The organism is Soonwooa sp. (genome assembly GCF_030151385.1).
Lineage (GTDB): Bacteria > Bacteroidota > Bacteroidia > Flavobacteriales > Weeksellaceae > Soonwooa.
The window spans coordinates 1-17,888 of record NZ_JASLDS010000068.1 but is presented as its reverse complement, the minus strand read 5'-3'; the positions used below and the strand labels follow the sequence as shown (position 1 = coordinate 17,888).

17 protein-coding genes are annotated in these 17,888 nt (G+C 33.1%); all 17 read left to right on the top strand.

Annotated elements, in window-relative coordinates; all coding sequences use genetic code 11:
• The first annotated feature begins 41 nt into the window (after positions 1-41).
• Positions 42-701: a hypothetical protein gene (locus Q1V95_RS12725; protein ID WP_300674601.1), complete on the top strand. Its 660-nt coding sequence runs from the start codon at positions 42-44 to the stop codon at positions 699-701.
• Positions 702-735: 34 nt separating this feature from the next.
• Positions 736-1,266, top strand: a complete 531-nt coding sequence (locus tag Q1V95_RS12720) for a hypothetical protein (RefSeq protein ID WP_300674598.1) — start codon at positions 736-738, stop codon at positions 1,264-1,266.
• Positions 1,267-1,475: 209 nt separating this feature from the next.
• The gene (locus tag Q1V95_RS12715) at positions 1,476-2,303 is read left to right on the top strand and encodes a PQQ-binding-like beta-propeller repeat protein (protein WP_300674595.1); all 828 of its coding nucleotides are present in this window, start codon (positions 1,476-1,478) and stop codon (positions 2,301-2,303) included.
• A 211-nt stretch (positions 2,304-2,514) separates the two neighbouring features.
• Entirely contained in the window at positions 2,515-3,345 is an 831-nt protein-coding gene (locus Q1V95_RS12710) for a hypothetical protein (RefSeq protein ID WP_300674592.1), read from the top strand.
• Positions 3,346-3,460: 115 nt separating this feature from the next.
• Positions 3,461-4,057 carry a hypothetical protein gene (locus Q1V95_RS12705; RefSeq protein WP_300674590.1) on the top strand — a complete coding sequence of 199 codons (597 nt, stop codon included), beginning with the start codon at positions 3,461-3,463 and terminating at the stop codon, positions 4,055-4,057.
• Between the two features lie 83 nt (positions 4,058-4,140).
• Positions 4,141-5,649, top strand: a complete 1,509-nt coding sequence (locus Q1V95_RS12700; protein WP_300674588.1) for a hypothetical protein — start codon at positions 4,141-4,143, stop codon at positions 5,647-5,649.
• A gap of 119 nt (positions 5,650-5,768) precedes the next feature.
• On the top strand, positions 5,769-6,833 hold the full coding sequence (locus Q1V95_RS12695) for an ankyrin repeat domain-containing protein (RefSeq protein WP_300674584.1): 1,065 nt from the start codon (positions 5,769-5,771) through the stop codon (positions 6,831-6,833).
• 43 nt (positions 6,834-6,876) lie between these two features.
• Positions 6,877-7,383 carry a hypothetical protein gene (locus Q1V95_RS12690; protein ID WP_300674582.1) on the top strand — a complete coding sequence of 169 codons (507 nt, stop codon included), beginning with the start codon at positions 6,877-6,879 and terminating at the stop codon, positions 7,381-7,383.
• An 83-nt stretch (positions 7,384-7,466) separates the two neighbouring features.
• A complete protein-coding gene (locus Q1V95_RS12685; protein WP_300674580.1) occupies positions 7,467-8,042 on the top strand; it encodes a hypothetical protein in 576 nt (191 codons plus the stop codon).
• Positions 8,043-8,169: 127 nt separating this feature from the next.
• The gene (locus Q1V95_RS12680; RefSeq protein ID WP_300674578.1) at positions 8,170-8,886 is read left to right on the top strand and encodes a hypothetical protein; all 717 of its coding nucleotides are present in this window, start codon (positions 8,170-8,172) and stop codon (positions 8,884-8,886) included.
• A 158-nt stretch (positions 8,887-9,044) separates the two neighbouring features.
• Entirely contained in the window at positions 9,045-9,626 is a 582-nt protein-coding gene (locus Q1V95_RS12675; RefSeq protein WP_300674576.1) for a hypothetical protein, read from the top strand.
• 136 nt (positions 9,627-9,762) lie between these two features.
• On the top strand, positions 9,763-10,557 hold the full coding sequence (locus tag Q1V95_RS12670; protein ID WP_300674573.1) for a hypothetical protein: 795 nt from the start codon (positions 9,763-9,765) through the stop codon (positions 10,555-10,557).
• A 284-nt stretch (positions 10,558-10,841) separates the two neighbouring features.
• Positions 10,842-12,404 carry a helix-turn-helix domain-containing protein gene (locus Q1V95_RS12665; protein WP_300674572.1) on the top strand — a complete coding sequence of 521 codons (1,563 nt, stop codon included), beginning with the start codon at positions 10,842-10,844 and terminating at the stop codon, positions 12,402-12,404.
• 244 nt (positions 12,405-12,648) lie between these two features.
• Positions 12,649-13,287, top strand: a complete 639-nt coding sequence (locus tag Q1V95_RS12660; RefSeq protein WP_300674570.1) for a hypothetical protein — start codon at positions 12,649-12,651, stop codon at positions 13,285-13,287.
• 55 nt (positions 13,288-13,342) lie between these two features.
• On the top strand, positions 13,343-14,137 hold the full coding sequence (locus Q1V95_RS12655) for a hypothetical protein (RefSeq protein ID WP_300674568.1): 795 nt from the start codon (positions 13,343-13,345) through the stop codon (positions 14,135-14,137).
• Positions 14,138-14,215: 78 nt separating this feature from the next.
• Positions 14,216-15,733, top strand: coding sequence for a hypothetical protein (locus tag Q1V95_RS12650; RefSeq protein ID WP_300674566.1), 1,518 nt, complete (start codon positions 14,216-14,218; stop codon positions 15,731-15,733).
• Between the two features lie 151 nt (positions 15,734-15,884).
• The coding region (locus Q1V95_RS12645; protein ID WP_300674563.1) for an efflux RND transporter permease subunit at positions 15,885-17,888 on the top strand (2,004 nt) is incomplete at its 3' end.

Sequence of the window (17,888 nt, the reverse complement as noted above, 5' to 3'; positions counted from 1 at the left end):
TTTAGGTGCTAATATTCGATATAAGATCAAAAAATAGTCATATGACAGACAAAAACACAACTTTGAAAACTCTCGAAAAAATTAAATCTTTTGCAATAGCATTGGTTGGTGCAGGGATATTTAGTATGGGAAGTACATATTTTTCGGAGCAATCAGCGTATAGAATACCAAGGGTTTTACTGCCAGTTTATGAGCTTTTGGGTAATGTTGGATTGGCACTTGGGATGCTTATTTTAGGTGCTGGACTTATGTATTTTGCATACAGAAAGTACATTAAAAACGAGGGCAAAACGCTACATTTTTTAATTTTTTTGGTGGTTGCCATTTTAGGATTTTATGCGATTGTATTTTTAACAATGACAAAAAAGACCAGTATTGAAGATGTAAAAACAAGTCTAGAAAAAGGACAAGAAGCCCAGCAAAACAAGATTAATAATACAGAACGACCAACTTTGGAAAGTGCTTTAGCAAATAAATATCTAGATAATTTGGAAGCTTTGGAAAGGAAGTTTGAGGAATCTATTAATACCACCAACGAAGCAATGTTTTACGAATGCGAAAATGAACACAGTGCGATGATTTCTAAAGATTTTGGAGATGTTGTAAAAGAAATATCTCGCATGCCAGAGTACAAGGATTTTGCATATTACAATGCAAAAGTGGAAGAGAAAATTCAGAAATTAAGAGTGCACAAATGGTAGGTTTCTTATAAGTTAATGCAAAACTGACAACACAATGGAACTAAGAAAAGAAATAGAACCAGACTTTGAAACCGCTGAAAAACGTTATCCAGAAATCTTAAAACTTATTTTAGCATATACCGATTATTGTGACGAAAACGGAGATGAAGACAATTCGGAGTATGAAAAATTGGAAAAGAAACTCCACGAAATGACGGAAAAGGATATGTCGCAGTTTAATCTTTGGGAATGGTGGGAAGGAGACGGTACTGAAAATTTGGCATTTGACATCAGTTTGCCAGAACCTCAAATCGTGGAAAATATCACCAAAGAAGAGTTGACGGAAATAGTAAGACGTTTGAAATCTTATGAAGAGCCAAATGAGGATGACCAAAGTTTTAAATCAACTTTTTGGAATTACACGCTTTTTGGAAATAATGCTTATTATGACAGCTTTTTGGAATTAAACTTTAAGGCATTTGATGATAAACTGTTTCAACGAAATAAGGATAAACAAGGAAACTATTTTGAGTTTAGTCAAGACGAAATAGTAGAGAAATTATGGAATAATGGGAATTACAAATGAATTCTGCAAATCGCCTAAAGCCAAATGTTTTTTAAAAAGTTTATTGCATTTTTTAGGAGGAGTTTTGTTTGAGTTAAAATTTTTAATTTAGAAAATCAGAAAAATCATAGGCTTCCTTTGGTCATTCCTGAACTTTCAGTTCTTCGAAAGCCCGCGCTTTGTCTACATTCTTTCTGTTGTTCGATATGCTAAACCAAACATTTGACAGGATGAAAATAATTTGGACAATTGACATAGATGATGAAAATTACTTTGAGCCGAATCATAATGCGATGCCCGTTATATGGAAAGAAAAACTGTTCTATGCTTTTGAAACTGTTGATAAAACAAATATTGACGAAAATGGACTTTACCGAACTAAAATTGTTGTTTTAGAAATTAATCCGAATTGCGGTGACGTGTCAAAAAAGGAATATTCTTTTTCTCAAAACCAAACAAAAGGAAAAATAGTGCGACCAAGCGATTGGAAATTTATTACTGGAATAAGCCAATTGCAACTCAATGCAGGGATTTTATTCAATATTTCACAGTCCCAAATACAATCAATAGAAGAGCAGCTCGAATTAGAAACTTTCAGCATAAAATCTGAGTATAATTTTGGCAACAGAGTTTTAAAATATAACCAACGTTCAAAGTTAGAGTGTTTTGACTCGGTTACTCATAAACTGGTTTGGACAACGAAACTGAAAGGCTATTTGTATACAGAAATTGAACAAAAAGATAAGCTCATTTTTTTTGGAACAGCAGGAAACGGAGGTGCATTTTATTGCATTGATATAGAAAACGGAGATGTTTTAACAGAATATAATAATGGAGATGCTTCTAACTATGCGTGGAGTAACAACAACATAATTATCAGAGATAAAAAAGGAAATTTAACTGAAATCAATTCTCGAAACGGAAAAGAAATTCAATTACTAAAATTAATAGACAAAATATCTTTTTACGCTCCAATTTTAGTGAATGAAAACAAGGTTTTTATTAGAACATTTAACAAGCAAGAAAATAAACCAAAATTGATTTGTGTAGAAATATAAAATGAGAACAAACGTACAACAGTCGGTTTGATAAAATGCAGCGTTTAATCAAAATTTGAATCAGGGAAATGTTTGTCAATAATTAATTCCATATTGGTTTTTTCTTTAATTTAGACAATATCAAAAAGCATGTGCTTTGTATAGTTTTGATTAATGTCTATTAATTTGGAGAACAACAATCAGTGCTTTTTTGTAAAAGAAAAACATACAGATGAAAATAAAAAATGTTTTATTGCTAATTATTCTTTTAATTGGCGGAAGCGTCTTTAGCCAAATGAAAGTTGCGATACCTGACAATGGGAAAAATGTACTTTTCAACGAATTTTGGTCTAAATCTACAGGAAATCCTGCAAGTGTATATTTTTACCAATATTTTTTTGGTGAAGATGGCAGGTTCAGATATAGTTATGGATATTCTGGAGGTAGGTACTATAAAACAGACTGTGATGGTAATTACCAATACAATCCTTTAAAAAAGGAAATTAAATTACACAATTTTAAGTGTGACAAGAAAGGGGTTACTTTAGAGTCTTTAGGAAAACAAAGCCCAAGTGTAATCTCAATTGAGGAATTAACAGATAACAAGGTGGTTTTCTATGATGAGAAAAATAAGTCGACTGAGGTAATGGGCCGATTAATTGGAATGACGACAGATTATACTTGGTACAAAAGTCCAAACTCGTCTGATAATTCTATTCGTTTTGATATATTCGGGCAGGGGAGTATTGCACAAGAATCCGATATTAGACGGCAATATGGTTTTACTTATAACATTGTTGGAAACTACCTTTTTTTGGAAGTTGGAGGTGTGACAATGGAGGAAAATAATGAAAGGAAAGGCCGATTTTATGAACCCAAAATTAGAACTTACTTGAAAATAAATATTAAAAAAGCTAGTGTAGATGTAGAAAATATTGACTTATACAAGATTCTGGATGGTCAGCGTAATTGGACATTTAAGAATATGGAATTTCAGATAGAAAAAACGCCCCCAAATAACAACAAAACCAAATACGTCCAATACACTAGAGAAGGCACGTAATATTAAGATGTTCATGCCATTGTAAGCCTTTTATAGAATACGAAAGATGCAAAAACAAAAGCCATTTTTCGAAACAAAGATTTTTATATTTCGTATTTTCCGTAGCTTTAGAATTATGAAAAAACGATTACTTTTTACATTTTTTATTATTTTTTGTAAGTTGAGTTTTGGTCAACAAAAAGCACCATACGAAATTGTTGATCCAATTCCCAAAGTGTCGGCTTTTGCAATTTTACCTGACATTTATGTGAAGAATGATAGTTTGAGTATTGATTTTCCTTCGGGGAGTTTTGAGACTTATGGCGCAGAACACAATGTAAGCTTATTCGAGTCCAAAGAAAAATTTTTAGAGTTCATCAATCGAAGAGGATTACAATATGGAATTAATGACGAACGCTACGATATTGATAATGAGGTGAATGATTTTGCTGTAATGACCTTTTTAATTGCTTCTGATGGATTTCTAACCCATCTTAAATTAGTAAAGCCAACCAAATACAAAAGTCTAAACAACGAAATTATAAGAGTTTTTAAAGGTTTTCCTAAAGTAGTTCCGCCTAAAGATCGGTCTAATAAGAATGTTTGGACATTGGTGACTTGCAGAATATACATTAATATTTCGCCAATAAAAAAGAAAGAGAAAAAAGAAATAATTTCTTTACCTGCAAGTATAATTCATGCTCAATTTTCCAATCAACCTATAAAAAATTAGAAGTACTTTTTTAAGTTGAATTAAAATTTAAAGTTATCAAGTTCAAAATTTTCATATCTTAAACATTATATTCCAAAACACTTATGAAAATTTTCTTTAGCATATTGTTCACAATAATTTTTTCGGTTGCCGAAGCTCAAGAAGTCTATGAAATTGATCAAGTCACACATCTAGAATTGGGACGAGGAAATATGTTTCCGGCAAGAAAAGATGGTGATTTGTATACCAAAAGATATATTTTTAAAACCAAACCTTTAGAAATTATAGAATCTACGCACCACGAAACGCCAGCTTATTTAGAATCTGTTGATACTAAGCTTATTTCGATTGATGAGGTACAACAACTGTCAAAGGACGAAATCATTAATAAACTAAAAGACAAAGAATGGCTAATCGGTAAGACTACTAAAGATAATGTTGAGTATTTGCAAACGATACAAATGATTACGCCTAATTATTGGTTGAAGCGCGTGTATGGTTTTAATACGAATAATTCTTTTTTGCCAGAAAATAAAGCACGATGGAACATTGTCTCTGCATATTTGCTTCCGATGGCATTTGTGAAGTTACCGAATAATAGAATTTATGTTCAAGGTATACATAACAACAGCAGTTATATCATTCCTCAAAACAACGGCTTTACAGTAGGCTTTAGTTCGGATAGTGGAGACGGAGGAAGAAGTCCGATTATTGAAGCGCTGGATTATGATAAATATAATATTGATAAAGAACTCTCGACTTATCAATCTTCGAGTGACCGTAATTACAAAATTATAAAATTGTCAGACGGAAAGTTTCAGTTGGTCGATTTTTGGGATGAAGCTTTTTCCGATGGTCCATTTAGTAAGACTTATGATGAAATTGTGAAGAACAGCTATTTTGTTGTGTTAAAAAATAATGGATTGTACGATGTTTATAATACGCTTCAGCAACCTGTGATAAAGGGAATTCGGGATTATAATTTTGATGGATTTTATATACAAGTTTTACAAAATAATCGATTAGAAAAACTTGGCGCCGTGGGAAAAATACAACAAGAGTTTCCGTCGAATTTTGGTTGGTGCGGAACGGTTCCCACTTTTTTGTATGAAATTAAAGCCAACAAAAACAAGACTTTTACAATTGTTGCGAAAAGTGGTTACAATCTATCCCCAAATTCTAAGGGACAAAGCTTTTTGATGAAAAGTACTATTCCGATTGATGAGTTAAAGTGGATTGACGGGTCTCAAAGAATGAGTTATAGCAACCGAGGAAGAAGTATAAGTGATATTAGCCTTAATAGAAATCTTCTTCTTGTTAAAAGCTATAATAAATTCGGAATCGCTTTAGCAGAATATGGAACTACACCGACATTAAGATTACTCACTGATATTATCTATGATAAAGTTGAGTTTGCCTCTTACGACGAGCCTTTGATTTTGATAAAGAATAACCAAAAAGCAGTTTTCTATATGCCGTCTGACAAAAATATTATTTCTGATTTTTATAAAGAAGTTGGCGAACGCAATAAGTTTTTCATGCGATATACTCGAGAAAATGGAAAGCAAGGTTGGCTAAATTTAATTACAGGACAAAGTTTGGATGATGAGTAAATTAAAAACCTTTGCGTTTTTGGACAGAATATTGAAGAACGAAAAGCATTACAATTAGATAGATAAGCTAAATGACTTTTAAAATCAACGGAAAACGGACTTCTAAATTGAAATAATTGATGATGAAAATAAAAGATATTGGAACATTCGAAACGCTGCCGCCTCTTGTAGAAGATATTATTGCTGGAAATATTGCTGCTTTAGAGACGCATTTGAAGCAGGGCTGGAACATTGAAGAAAGAATTAAGCTTGGTAAATATGTTGAGCAATTGCCTCTTGATTTTGCTTTGATTATGGAAAATTTTGATTCCGTAAAATGGCTTATCCAACAAGGTGTAAACCTTAATGTTAAAAATAATCCCAGTTTTTTGACTGCAGTTCGATATTGTAACGAAGCCGTAATTCGATATGTTGTTGCAAATGGTGCGCAAGTAAATGACGTAAACAACGTTAAATCTGACGCTTTTGAGCAAACAATTTATGGAAAGCGTTTTGAAAATTTACCAATTATCCATCAACTAGGACATACGGTCGAAAAGTATGGAGGAAATGCCTTTCGAAAAGTTGTCAGTTCCCAAAACTATCAAGCCATCGACTTTTTCATTGCTCACAATGTTGACATCAATTACAACGGCGCTGATATGGTTTATCCGTTCAAACCGACTCCCTTATGTGTTGCAGCGCGATATGTTAACTTGGCGATGTGCAAGTATCTTGTCGAAAAAGGTGCCGATGTGACCTTAGCTGAAAAAGATGGTATGCGTCCCTACAGCATAGCTCTAGAAAAAGGTGACCAAGAGATGGCGCTTTATTTTAAGTCAATCGAGCCAAAAGAGTTTCACGATTTTAGTAACAAATTAGATGAGCTTAAAGCTTACAAATTACCAAAAACCTTAATTGATTTCTTGCAAACCGAAAATCTTCATATTGACTTACCAGATTCAGATTTTGGGTTTGTGGAATTCTTTTCACTTACAGAAACGATTCCCTTTAAAGTTGGTAAACAAAAGCTACTTCGTCTTTCAAAAACAACGGGAGACTACACAGATGTACTTATTGTTTGGAATCCAAAATCGAAAAAAATAGCTTATTACGATGTTGAACATGAAGAATTAAAAGACTTGTGTACATTCGAAGAGTTTTTGAAATCTCCTGATGAACAATTAGAAAAATATTTTAATTAAAGCATGGCGAACGCAAAGCAAATCGTTTTCATTAAACAAAAAAATGATGGATAAAGTTAAAACCTTTGCCAGCAAATATCCCATATTTTGGGCGCTTCTAATGGCAGTTGTATCGTCCTTAGTTGTTTTTGCTTTTGGTCTGATGCTAATAAAATTTCAAAACGATACAAAGGTAGTTGTTGATGAACCGCAAGTCACTTTAGAAGTGATAAAATTTGTGCTTTGTTTTGCCTTTTTAGTAGTCTTTTTTAAAGTTTTTTCATTTGTAAAATCTCGAAGTATCCTAATTGGAATATTGAATGTTTTACTATTTTTCATCATCCTTTTTGTAGTTTTTATGCTTGTGGAAGATAATCTGCAATATTTGAGCGAAAAATTAAATCCACTTTCTGTAAAACAGTGGACCGAAAATGGCTATTTACCTCCTGAAGAGGAAATGTCCGATTCGTTCTTCTGGTTAATCAGCAGTTGCTTAGTGTTTGTTAATGTTTTGTTGCTGAACTTGTTACCAACCAATTCATCTATTAAAAGGAAAGTCGGCATTCTTTAAACCTATTTTTTATGTTAAAAAAACTTCAGCTGATTAAAGTTTAAAAAAATAATCTTGTCCCAAAATATTAACTTTTAAAAAAAATGAATTTAGTTACAATCCGAGTTTTACTTCTTTGCTTAATTCCGATTGGTATTTTTATTTTGATCAAAGTGATTAAAATATTTAAAAAATCTTTCAGTGGTGCTGTTATTTCAGAGATTGCTTTCTCGGAAAACGGTGGGCAATTTTCGATTGAAAAAGCTGGCTATTTCTCGGTTTGGCAAAAAGGTCAAATGTTTAAACGTACACCAGTTGACAAATTCAAAGTTTGCATTTACGATGAATCAACCAAAGAAGAAGTAGACTTAAATATCTCAGTATTACGACCTCAAATCAATGACTTTTCAACTGGTCGAATGGAATTGTACAGATTTTATGCACCTATTGGAAATTATAAAATTGAATTTCGGCAAGGAAGCAATATTTCAAAATTGGAAAGTTTTATCGGCGGTTTGATGCCGCTTCAACCTGTCGACTTATCAAAATACAGCATCCAAATAAGAGAATCGCAACCTCAGTTTCTGACAGCCTTAGCAATTCCGTTGGGGATAATTGGGTTTGCGGCGGTCATTTGTGGACTTGTTTTTTGCCTGTTGGCAGATCAATTGTTTAATTAACAAAACAGAATTCTAAGAGGAATTTTGTTGTCAGCTGAGGTTAATTTTTCAGCTTAAAATTGTTACTATTTATTAGAATAAACTTGAAACAAACGAGCACTTTTAACTAAATTAAATTTTTAGAAAAATGAAAGATCATTCAAAATTGGAAATCGAAATAAATGATGCGAAAGATATTCAATTTTTAAAAGATAAAAATCTTGATGAAGTTGAAGATCTTCATTTGCATATCTATAAGCTAATTTCGCTTCGGTTTATAAAAAACTTTAAGAATCTAAAAAGCCTTTTGGTAGGTGGAAGTGTCAAAGATTATGCGCCAATTTCGGATTGTATTTCTTTAGAAAGTTTATACATTTCGACGAGTGGTGCCATTAATGATTTAGATTTTATAAAGCCGCTTTCTATTAAAGATTTGAGGTTAGAAAGTTTTAGAACAAAATCAAAAGACTTTTCGATTCCGAATTTAGAAAGCATGGAAAGCTTAGAGATTTCGTCAGTGTCGGCTATTGTTAATTTGGATTTTTTGGAAGATTTCACCAGCCTTAAGCGATTGTCTCTCTTTAATTTGCAGTCAAAAGAATTATTTGATTTTTCAAAACTAAAAAATCTGGAAGTTTTAGAATTAACAAATATGTTTCATTTAAAAAACTTTCAAGATCTTAAAAGCCTTCAACAACTTGAGGATTTGAGAATCCATCAATTTTACATCAATCGTCAAATAAAAATAGACGTTAAAAAAGAACTATTAAAAGTCATTAGCGATCTCGAAAATGTCAAAAGTATATCCTTAACAATTAATGACGAACGTTACAACAAGGATGATTTGAAAGCAATGTTAAAATAAATTTTTTACTAAAATTACTTAACTGATTAAAATTTTTCTTTCTTATTTTTAATCAAAAGCAAATCAAAAACTAGAAGAATTTTAGATCATTTTTTTAATGCAACATATTGATTTGTTAAACGGATAATTTGTGTTTAAGCCAACGAAAGAACATTAATATGAAACTACAGTTTTTACTCTTTGCAATTTCATTAGTTTTAGCGAGTTGCAATAATGATCATCAAAAAAGGCTTGTCGAAGATCCAATATTACAAAAGGCTGAATCCTACGGTTTTACAAAAAGCTATAACGCATGTGTCGGAGCAAAAGGAAAAGAATACCAAGATTGCATCAAATCTTTGCCCACACTTTCCTCCGTTGAAACCAAGAAATATTATGATGCATTGATCAAGAATAAGTTTATAATAGGTTCTGAACTCAGTTTGAAAAAGAATTTTGATTGCGAGAACGAGAAAACAGTCTCATTCCAATGTCCAAAGTGCCATGATACGTATTCTATATCAATCGCAGAAAGAAGAGACGAAAAGCATGGAATAATTTATGACATTATGCTTAAAAATAGTGAAGCTAAGGTGGTAAGCTTTATTGGTTTAATTTCTGCTGATGAAGGGAATTGTTTTCTATTTTTAGATCTTGATGGTGACAATATCCCAGAAATCATATCGCTTTCTAGCGCATATTGGGCGAATACCAATAATTATTATTTTGATATTTATTCAATCAAAATGCCTTCGCATTGATAATGCTTTTTTTGTTTTAACCTTGTTAAAATTGGAATTTCATTGTTGAAAAGCTTTATTTTTTTAATCAATTTTGTATTTTAGCTTAAACGCGAAACACAGAAATTTAGATTTACAAACACAAAAATATATTATAATGGGATTTGATATTAGCTACCATCCGATTTCGGAAACAGAGATTAAAAATTGGTATTTTGACACACTCGCAACGCCCGCCAGAATTCCAGAGCTTGCATCAGAGTATAAAATTGATGATTTTTATAAATCTAAATTTTTTGAGTTAATCTCGGTTGCCTTGGGAGTGCTACCTACTCATCATTTTGAGAAAACACATGGGTATTTCATTGCAGTTACTCAAGGTTTTTTTAGAACATATTATTATACAAGAGGTTCAGCATTTTCGTTTTTAATTGAAGATAAACCGAGCTTTAAAAACTATACAAAATCTTGGCAAGATATCGTCGACTTCGAAATTGAAAATCCTGTACATAATAAGATTTTTGAAAATTACTCGTCTGGCGTTTATATTCCTGCAGATAAGGTTGTTGCTTTGTTGTCCGACTACGAGACCAATGCACATGTAAAAGAAGAACTGGATTCTTTCTTTTCTGATGGACGGATTGATGTCTTTCTAGCAGCTTTAAAACATAGTAAAGAACTAGGCGCGGGATTGTTGGAAGCAACAGAAGTGGTGGAGCCAAATCCTTTCGAAATGGAGAAGTCGATCAGTTATTCTAATCTGTTCAATTGTGATAAAGAAGGCGTCTATCTTTACATTGATGCGGCAGCAGAGCAAATGCGCGAAATTGAAAAAGCACATAACCTAAAACAAGGCGAGATTTCTCAAAATGCAGACTATGTAAAAATAAATGTTGAAGCACCCGAAAAGCCTGAAAAGAAAAGCTTTTGGCAAAAACTTTTTGGGAAGTGATAAAGAGAACAATATATTTTTGTATAAACTCTCAAACTGTTTTAAAAACCAGATTAGATTTCAAAAATGAGATAATGTGAATTGTATTTAGTATAAATATAACTATTTATTAATGTTGAATATATTTAATGATTTGTCGTTCTTTTTGTATTGTAAAGTAAGTTATTTTTGCTTTTTTTGTGTAAAATTTCTAATTATATGCATGTTGCTATTTGAAATACTGATTGATTTGGTATCTAATTATGTGAAATGTCATTTTTATTTTTAGTTAAAAATTTAAATGTTTGTTTGATGTTTCTGTAATTTTGCATATCCTTTTTTCTCAGGCAATGACTACTTCAAAATTTTTTTTTCTGGTTTTTTTATCTTTTGTGACTTTTCCCTTGGCACAACAAAAAACAGATGCGGCAAAAACTAAAAAATATGAGTATTACAAAAAAATAATTAATACGACTTCCGCTAATTATGATTATAATGCATCTGCCTTACTTCATAATGCGCAAACAGATTCCGAAAAATCTTTCGCAAATTTTATTATAAGCACTGCAAAATTTAAGACGGGGTTTTATATGCAGGCTATTTACTATGCAGAAGCTGCAGAAAAATTAGCTGACAAATCAAATCCTAATAGTCTGCAACTTGCTTATAAGAATGTTTTGGTAATGGCATATCGCAGAGCTGGGCTAATAACGCAGTCTGATGATGCATGGAAAGATTATCTTGAACTTTTGAAAAAAGCTAATAATCCATATAAAGAAGCAGACTACTATTACAATCTTTCTAAGATTTATGATATTGATGCTGAATATTGTGAAGCTTCAGAAGCTCGAAAAAAATACCTGAGCTTGGTACCACTTGAAGTACAGAAAACCGATTCAGATTTCATTTTTGCTGTCTATGCGCAAAATGCATTTACTCTTATGAAATGTGGTGAAATAGATGATGCTAGAGAAAGTATCAAAAAAGCTGACGAAACTATTAAAGACTTAAATACTAGAAAAAATACATCACTCTTTGAAATTTATGAATTAGCCCAAGCTTTATTGGCTATGAAAGATGGTGAAAAAACTGAAGCAAAAAAGTATTTTGCAGAGGCTTATGAGCAATCTAAAAGAAAAAATACGATTGCCTCAACAAAGCTCATTTTAAAAGAGCGACTAGCGGCGAAATTAGATTCTCCAGAAAGTCAAGTTGCTTTTTTGGAAGAGGTTGAGCAAATTACCCACAACGAAACAATTAGTATTCGTACACTTGCAAAATATGAGACTTCAAAATCAAAAAAAACAATCCAAGCTGAGAAAAATAAAAATACTGTTTGGCTTATTGTTATTCTCTTCTGTTTTTTTGGTTTAACAGGTTTGGTTTATTACAATCGAATGAAACGTAAGAAACTCATTATTGCCTACAAGGAAATTATTGCAGGTTTAGAACAGAAAAAACTTGTCCAAAATGAAGTTCTGGTATCTAATACTGAAAAAATTAGAGAAATTGAAAACGAAGATCAAATTGTCAAGCAACTAAAGTCTTTAGAGCAAAGGAACTTTTTTACTGCCCCAAATATTTCTGCTACATGGCTAGCAGCAAAGCTTAATATTACCACAAAAAAATTAAGTTTCCTTTTGAAGAAATATTATGATCAAGATTTTTATGGTTACCTTAATGATTTGAGAATAGATTATTTTATGACTTTGTTAAGAGAAAATCCGCAATACCGTAAATATAAAATTGCGGTTCTCGCAGAAATGTGCGGTTATAATTCTTACAGTCAGTTCGCCGTTAATTTCAAAACTAAGACCAAAATTTCTCCATCTCAGTTTATTACTTTGTTGGAAAATGAAGACAAATAAGCTTAAGTTTTCTATTAAAAATATCATTGAAAACAGTTATATATTTAAAATTCGGTTTAAACTAATTTCCCAATCCCTAGTAAGTGTGTTTTTGCATTTTACAATTTTGAGTATATGATAGTCAGTTTGTTAGTGTTTTATTAGAGATTAGGGTTGGTGCTTATCCTAATGTGTTTAGCTTTTATTTAAAACTAAATTAGCTTCTCTTTGTACAAAGAATCTGGATAGGATTTTAAAAACACAAATGAGAATTTTAATTACGAAAAACAATAGCAAAACATTTTTTAGGAAAAGTGTATGCAGCTATATTCTGATTTTTCTTTTCATTTCCATCTGTATTCAAGCGCAAATTTTTGATAATACTACTTCTGTTGATAATACTACTTCTGTAATTTATATTTCTGAAGGAGCATCAATTATTGAAAACTATGATCAACAACATGATCCAATTTCAAAACCAGAACCTGGTAAGCTTTATATTTCTAAAAATACTGTTTTATCTACTAATGAAAAGTTACTTTTTGCTGATGTCGTTAAAATTGATGGTCAAAACGTAAATGTTAAGCGTGTTAGTAAGGAAAAAACGATTGTAACTAGAAATAAAAAACAATTAAAAAATGAAATATTAAAGCCAGTTCAGAAAACCGAATTATGCTTGACATGTTACAATTCTGATTCAAGCATTAGTATTGATTATCAGGAGAAGAAAATAATTGGATCAATAACGAACATCCAAATAAAGAGTACGCTAGCAAAGATTTTTAATTTAAAAGAAAAAATAGTTAGCGATTATTTGTTTGTTTTCTTTTTTGATGGACATGCGCTTTATAGTGCTAATAATTCTAATCATTTTTCAATTCGACCTCCTCCAGCTAGTATTTAGCTTATATCGTTTTCAAAAATTAAAAAATAAAATTTCAAAGATTAAAAATTTCAAAATGAAGAAAAATATTATCATTTTAAGTACAATACTAATTTCTGGTTTGAGCTTTTCTCAAACAGGTGTTAATACTTGGAACCCCCAAGGAGTTTTCAATATTGATGGTGCAAAAGACAATCCAACATCAGGTTCTGGGCATACAGCAGCTCAACAGTTAAACGATGTAACAGTTTTGGCTAATGGGAATACTGGTATTGGTACAATTAATCCTTCTCAAAAATTAGAAATCCAGACTGGAGGTACTGCTACTGCTCCAGTAACAGGTCTTAAACTAGTGGATGGTAATCAAGGCAATGGATATGTTATTACCAGTGATGCTAATGGCGTTGGAACTTGGAAAGCGATTGCTTTACCAGGCATAAAAGGAACTTTTGGTGGTGGTAAAATCGCATCTGATAAAAATACGACGGGCACAAACTATAAGGACAGTGGAGCTTATATTACTTTACCTAAAGGAACTTGGTCTGTTAATTTTGGAGCAACTCTTATTTCTCCAATGACCGGAACAGGGAAATTCTGGATCCATGCTCGTGTGACAACTGACAATACTGATCTTAATAACACAAGATCAAATGGCGTTAATGCTGTATTACCAGGTGGAGCTACACTTTGCGCGGGAAATATTTTTAGCAGCTACAATATGATACAGGGTTCCAAAGTATATACTGTAACAGCAGATAGCGTGACACTTTACATCTTTTTTGATAATACAGATGATACAACGCAGCCTTGGACTTTTAGTCCTGGCAACTGGGAAAATTATCTTTATGCAACAAGATTAAACATCAACTAATCAATTTTAATACAAATGAAAAATAATATTACTAAATTTTATACAGCCTCATTTTTTATCTTACTATCTGGATCTGCGATGGCTCAGGATGGACGTGTGGGTATCAACACATCAACACCAGCAGCAACGCTAGATGTAGTTGCATCTCCTAACATTTCTACAAGAGTTGATGGTTTTATCGCACCTCGTCTAAAAGGGTCCGAATTACAAACGAAAGATGCTTTATATACTCCAACACAAGAAGGTGCAATCGTTTATGTTACTGAAGCATTAACAACGACAACAGATAAGACAACCAATGTTACATCTATTGGTTATTACTATTTCGATAAGACACAAGGTACAGCCGGTCGTTGGATGAAAATAGCTAATCCTGCTGCAGCTACAGCTTATCAAGAACCGTGGAACATACAAGGAACAACAAATCCTTCGACAGCTAATACAGATGCAATCTATCAAAATAACATCGTAGCTATTAAAAAGCAAACAGGTATTGCAGGTGCAGATCTGGATGTTTTAGGTGCAATAAGAGGAGGTAACGCTTTAGTTTATTCAAGTGGGACAACCCCAGTAGTTGTTGGAAATAATTCAATTGCTGTAGGAGATGGAAGCTCAGCTACAGGAGATAATACAGCCGCATTCGGTTATCAAACAACTTCTGCTGGAGTAAGCTCCTTTGCTGCAGGTTATCAAAATACAACAAAAGGGCTATATAGTATAGTTGCCGGAAAAGGAAATACATTAGGAACTGGGAATGTCACAACAAGTGGATATTCAAGTTCAGTATTTGGAGAAGCCAACCAAGTTAACCATATCCTTTCTTTTGTAAATGGATATGGGAACAAATTAGTTGGTGCTGATGGTCAAGCAGGTACAAATTTTGTCTCTGGTGACTCAAACGAATTAATTGGTAATTCGAGCTGGAATTTTGTTACAGGGCGACTTAATAAAGTTTCTAGCGAGACAACTTTTACCTCTGGATCAGCCAATACTGTATCTGGGAACGGAGCTGTAGCTATTGGTTCTAATCTAATTAGTGATAATAATGGACAGATTTCTTTAGGAAAAAATAACTTTAGCTTCCCTAATGCTTATTTAACAGTGGGTAACGGAGCAAATGCATCGACTAGAAGCAATCTGATTGCCGCAGTTGTGGATCAAACGAATGCGACAACATTAGCGAACTCTTGGGTGGCAATTGGCAGTAACAATGCTATACCAGATAGGTTAAACAATACAATAAAGCTAAGAGTCTATGGTGGTATTCAAACTGCTGCGAGTACTTATGCCGATTATGTATTTGAAGACTACTTTACTGGAAATTCTGCAATTAAACCAGAATATAAATTTAACTCACTTTATTCTGTTGAAAGTTTTGTTAAAGAAAATCACCATTTACCAGGTGTAACATCTATAAAAGATTTAGAAAAAACATCAACTGGTTATGCTTTTGACCTGACTCAATTATCAACACAGACATTGGAAAAAGTGGAAGAATTATATCTTCACACAATCGAACAACAGAAGCAAATTGATGAGCTAAAAGAATTGGTTAAAACGCAACAAACTCAAATTAACCAGCTTTTATCTAAATAATTTTTGAAGTAGAAAAACATATTCTGCTAAAAAGTACCTAATAAAGAATCCGTATCACAACTAATGTGTACGGATTTTTTTTATGAGCTTTATTGCATTTCGATGTCATATTTTTTATAGTGAATATATTCAAAATACAGCATTAAGAGTTATGCTGCATTTTATTTTTTTCAAAATAAAAAATCTACCCTCATGTCAGCATTTCAGCTTTAGTGACTTGAATGTCTATAAGAGAACAATCACTATCGACCCAGATGTGGCAGCGGTTAACGTTCAAAACCGTGTGACAACTATTTTGGACGAACTTCCCGAAGAGGTTATTCGTGCTGGTGTAACCACCGAAAAGGAGGTGAACAGTATGTTGATGTATCTTAATATTACTTCCACGGACGAAAGTCAGGACGAGCAATTTATTTACAACTTTACAGATATCAATGTTCTTCAGGAACTAAAACGTATTGACGGTGTTGGACGTGCCGAAATTATGGGTCAAAAAGAATACTCGATGAGAGTTTGGCTGGATCCTCAAAAAATGACGGCGTACAAAGTTTCTGCGGAAGATGTGGTGAAAGCTTTACAAAAACAAAATATCTCTGCAGCTCCAGGAAAAGTTGGCGAAACTTCAGGTAAAACCAATAGCCAACTTCAATATGTTATTAAATATACGGGGAAATTCTTCCAACCAGAGCAGTACAAAGAAATTCCGATTCGGTCGGATGCGAGCGGAACGATTTTAAAATTAAAAGACATTGCTGATGTAGAATTCGGAGCGATGAACTACGGAATGGTTTCCAAAACCGATGGTCGTCCGTCGGCATCGATTATGATGAAGCAACGTCCAGGTTCCAACGCATCGGAAGTTATTAAAAATGTAAAAGAGAAAATGGCGGAGCTAAAAGAAACCTCTTTCCCACCAGGAATGGAGTTTAATATGGCTTACGACGTTTCGCGTTTCTTAGATGCATCGATTAGTGCGGTTTTAATCACGTTGATTGAAGCCTTTATTTTGGTAGGAATTGTGGTGTACATTTTCTTGCAAGATTGGCGTTCGACTTTAATTCCTGTTTTAGCCGTTCCAGTCGCACTTATCGGAACTTTTGCGTTCATGCAAATGTTGGATTTCTCCATTAATTTATTGACCTTATTTGCGTTGGTTTTGGCGATTGGTATTGTCGTCGATAACGCAATTGTCGTCGTAGAAGCCGTTCACGTAAAAATGGAAGAAGGCATGGCACCTTTGCCTGCAACTATTGAAGCAACAAAAGAAATTGCAGGCGCTGTTATTGCGATTACGATTGTCATGTCGGCGGTGTTTATTCCAGTGGCATTTTTGGATGGTCCAGTCGGAGTTTTCTATCGACAATTCTCCTTGACTTTAGCGATTAGTATCGTGATTTCGGGAGTTAATGCTTTGACGTTGACACCAGCTTTGTGTGCCATTATTCTTAAACCTCATAACCACGAGAAAAAGAAAAATATCGTCGATAAATTCTTTTCAAAATTCAATCAAGGTTTCGAAAAACTGACTAATGGTTACACAAACATTCTTTCAAAATTTGCGACCAGAACGAGTGTTACGTTTGGTGTTTTATTTCTTTTTATAGGTTTAATGGTGGTTACCGCTAAGTTTTTACCATCAGGATTTATTCCAATGGAAGACCAAGGTATGGCTTACGTAAGTGTTACAACGCCGCAAGGTGCAACGGTTGAGCGTACCGAAAAGGTTTTGGATGAAGTCACAACTATAGCAAAAAAAATTGAAGGTGTCGAAAACGTAACCACTTTGGCAGGTTACAGTATCGTTACCGAAATCGCAGGTTCGAGCTACGGAATGGCGATGATTAACCTTAAAGATTGGAAAGAAAGAAATATTTCTGTAAACGACCTTATCGCCGACCTTTCCGAGAAAACGAAAGATATTTCGGATGCGCAGATTGAGGTTTTTGCACCGCCAACGGTTCCAGGATTTGGAAATACGAGTGGTTACGAACTTCGTTTGTTGGACAAAAGTGGCGGAAGCATCGAAAATACCGATAAAATCACGAAAGATTTTGTTAAAAAACTAAATGAAGCGCCAGAACTTCAAAACAACTTTACGAGTTTTGATGCCACTTTCCCGCAATATTTAATCACGATGGATTATGATATGGCAGCG

Bases quoted from the DNA above. Each gene is read 5' to 3' on its own strand.
- Q1V95_RS12725 (WP_300674601.1), top strand. From the start codon at position 42: ATGACAGACAAAAACACAACTTTGAAAACTCTCGAAAAAATTAAATCT.
- Q1V95_RS12720 (WP_300674598.1), top strand. From the start codon at position 736: ATGGAACTAAGAAAAGAAATAGAACCAGACTTTGAAACCGCTGAAAAA.
- Q1V95_RS12715 (WP_300674595.1), top strand. From the start codon at position 1,476: ATGAAAATAATTTGGACAATTGACATAGATGATGAAAATTACTTTGAG.
- Q1V95_RS12710 (WP_300674592.1), top strand. From the start codon at position 2,515: ATGAAAATAAAAAATGTTTTATTGCTAATTATTCTTTTAATTGGCGGA.
- Q1V95_RS12705 (WP_300674590.1), top strand. From the start codon at position 3,461: ATGAAAAAACGATTACTTTTTACATTTTTTATTATTTTTTGTAAGTTG.
- Q1V95_RS12700 (WP_300674588.1), top strand. From the start codon at position 4,141: ATGAAAATTTTCTTTAGCATATTGTTCACAATAATTTTTTCGGTTGCC.
- Q1V95_RS12695 (WP_300674584.1), top strand. From the start codon at position 5,769: ATGATGAAAATAAAAGATATTGGAACATTCGAAACGCTGCCGCCTCTT.
- Q1V95_RS12690 (WP_300674582.1), top strand. From the start codon at position 6,877: ATGATGGATAAAGTTAAAACCTTTGCCAGCAAATATCCCATATTTTGG.
- Q1V95_RS12685 (WP_300674580.1), top strand. From the start codon at position 7,467: ATGAATTTAGTTACAATCCGAGTTTTACTTCTTTGCTTAATTCCGATT.
- Q1V95_RS12680 (WP_300674578.1), top strand. From the start codon at position 8,170: ATGAAAGATCATTCAAAATTGGAAATCGAAATAAATGATGCGAAAGAT.
- Q1V95_RS12675 (WP_300674576.1), top strand. From the start codon at position 9,045: ATGAAACTACAGTTTTTACTCTTTGCAATTTCATTAGTTTTAGCGAGT.
- Q1V95_RS12670 (WP_300674573.1), top strand. From the start codon at position 9,763: ATGGGATTTGATATTAGCTACCATCCGATTTCGGAAACAGAGATTAAA.
- Q1V95_RS12660 (WP_300674570.1), top strand. From the start codon at position 12,649: ATGAGAATTTTAATTACGAAAAACAATAGCAAAACATTTTTTAGGAAA.
- Q1V95_RS12655 (WP_300674568.1), top strand. From the start codon at position 13,343: ATGAAGAAAAATATTATCATTTTAAGTACAATACTAATTTCTGGTTTG.
- Q1V95_RS12650 (WP_300674566.1), top strand. From the start codon at position 14,216: ATGGCTCAGGATGGACGTGTGGGTATCAACACATCAACACCAGCAGCA.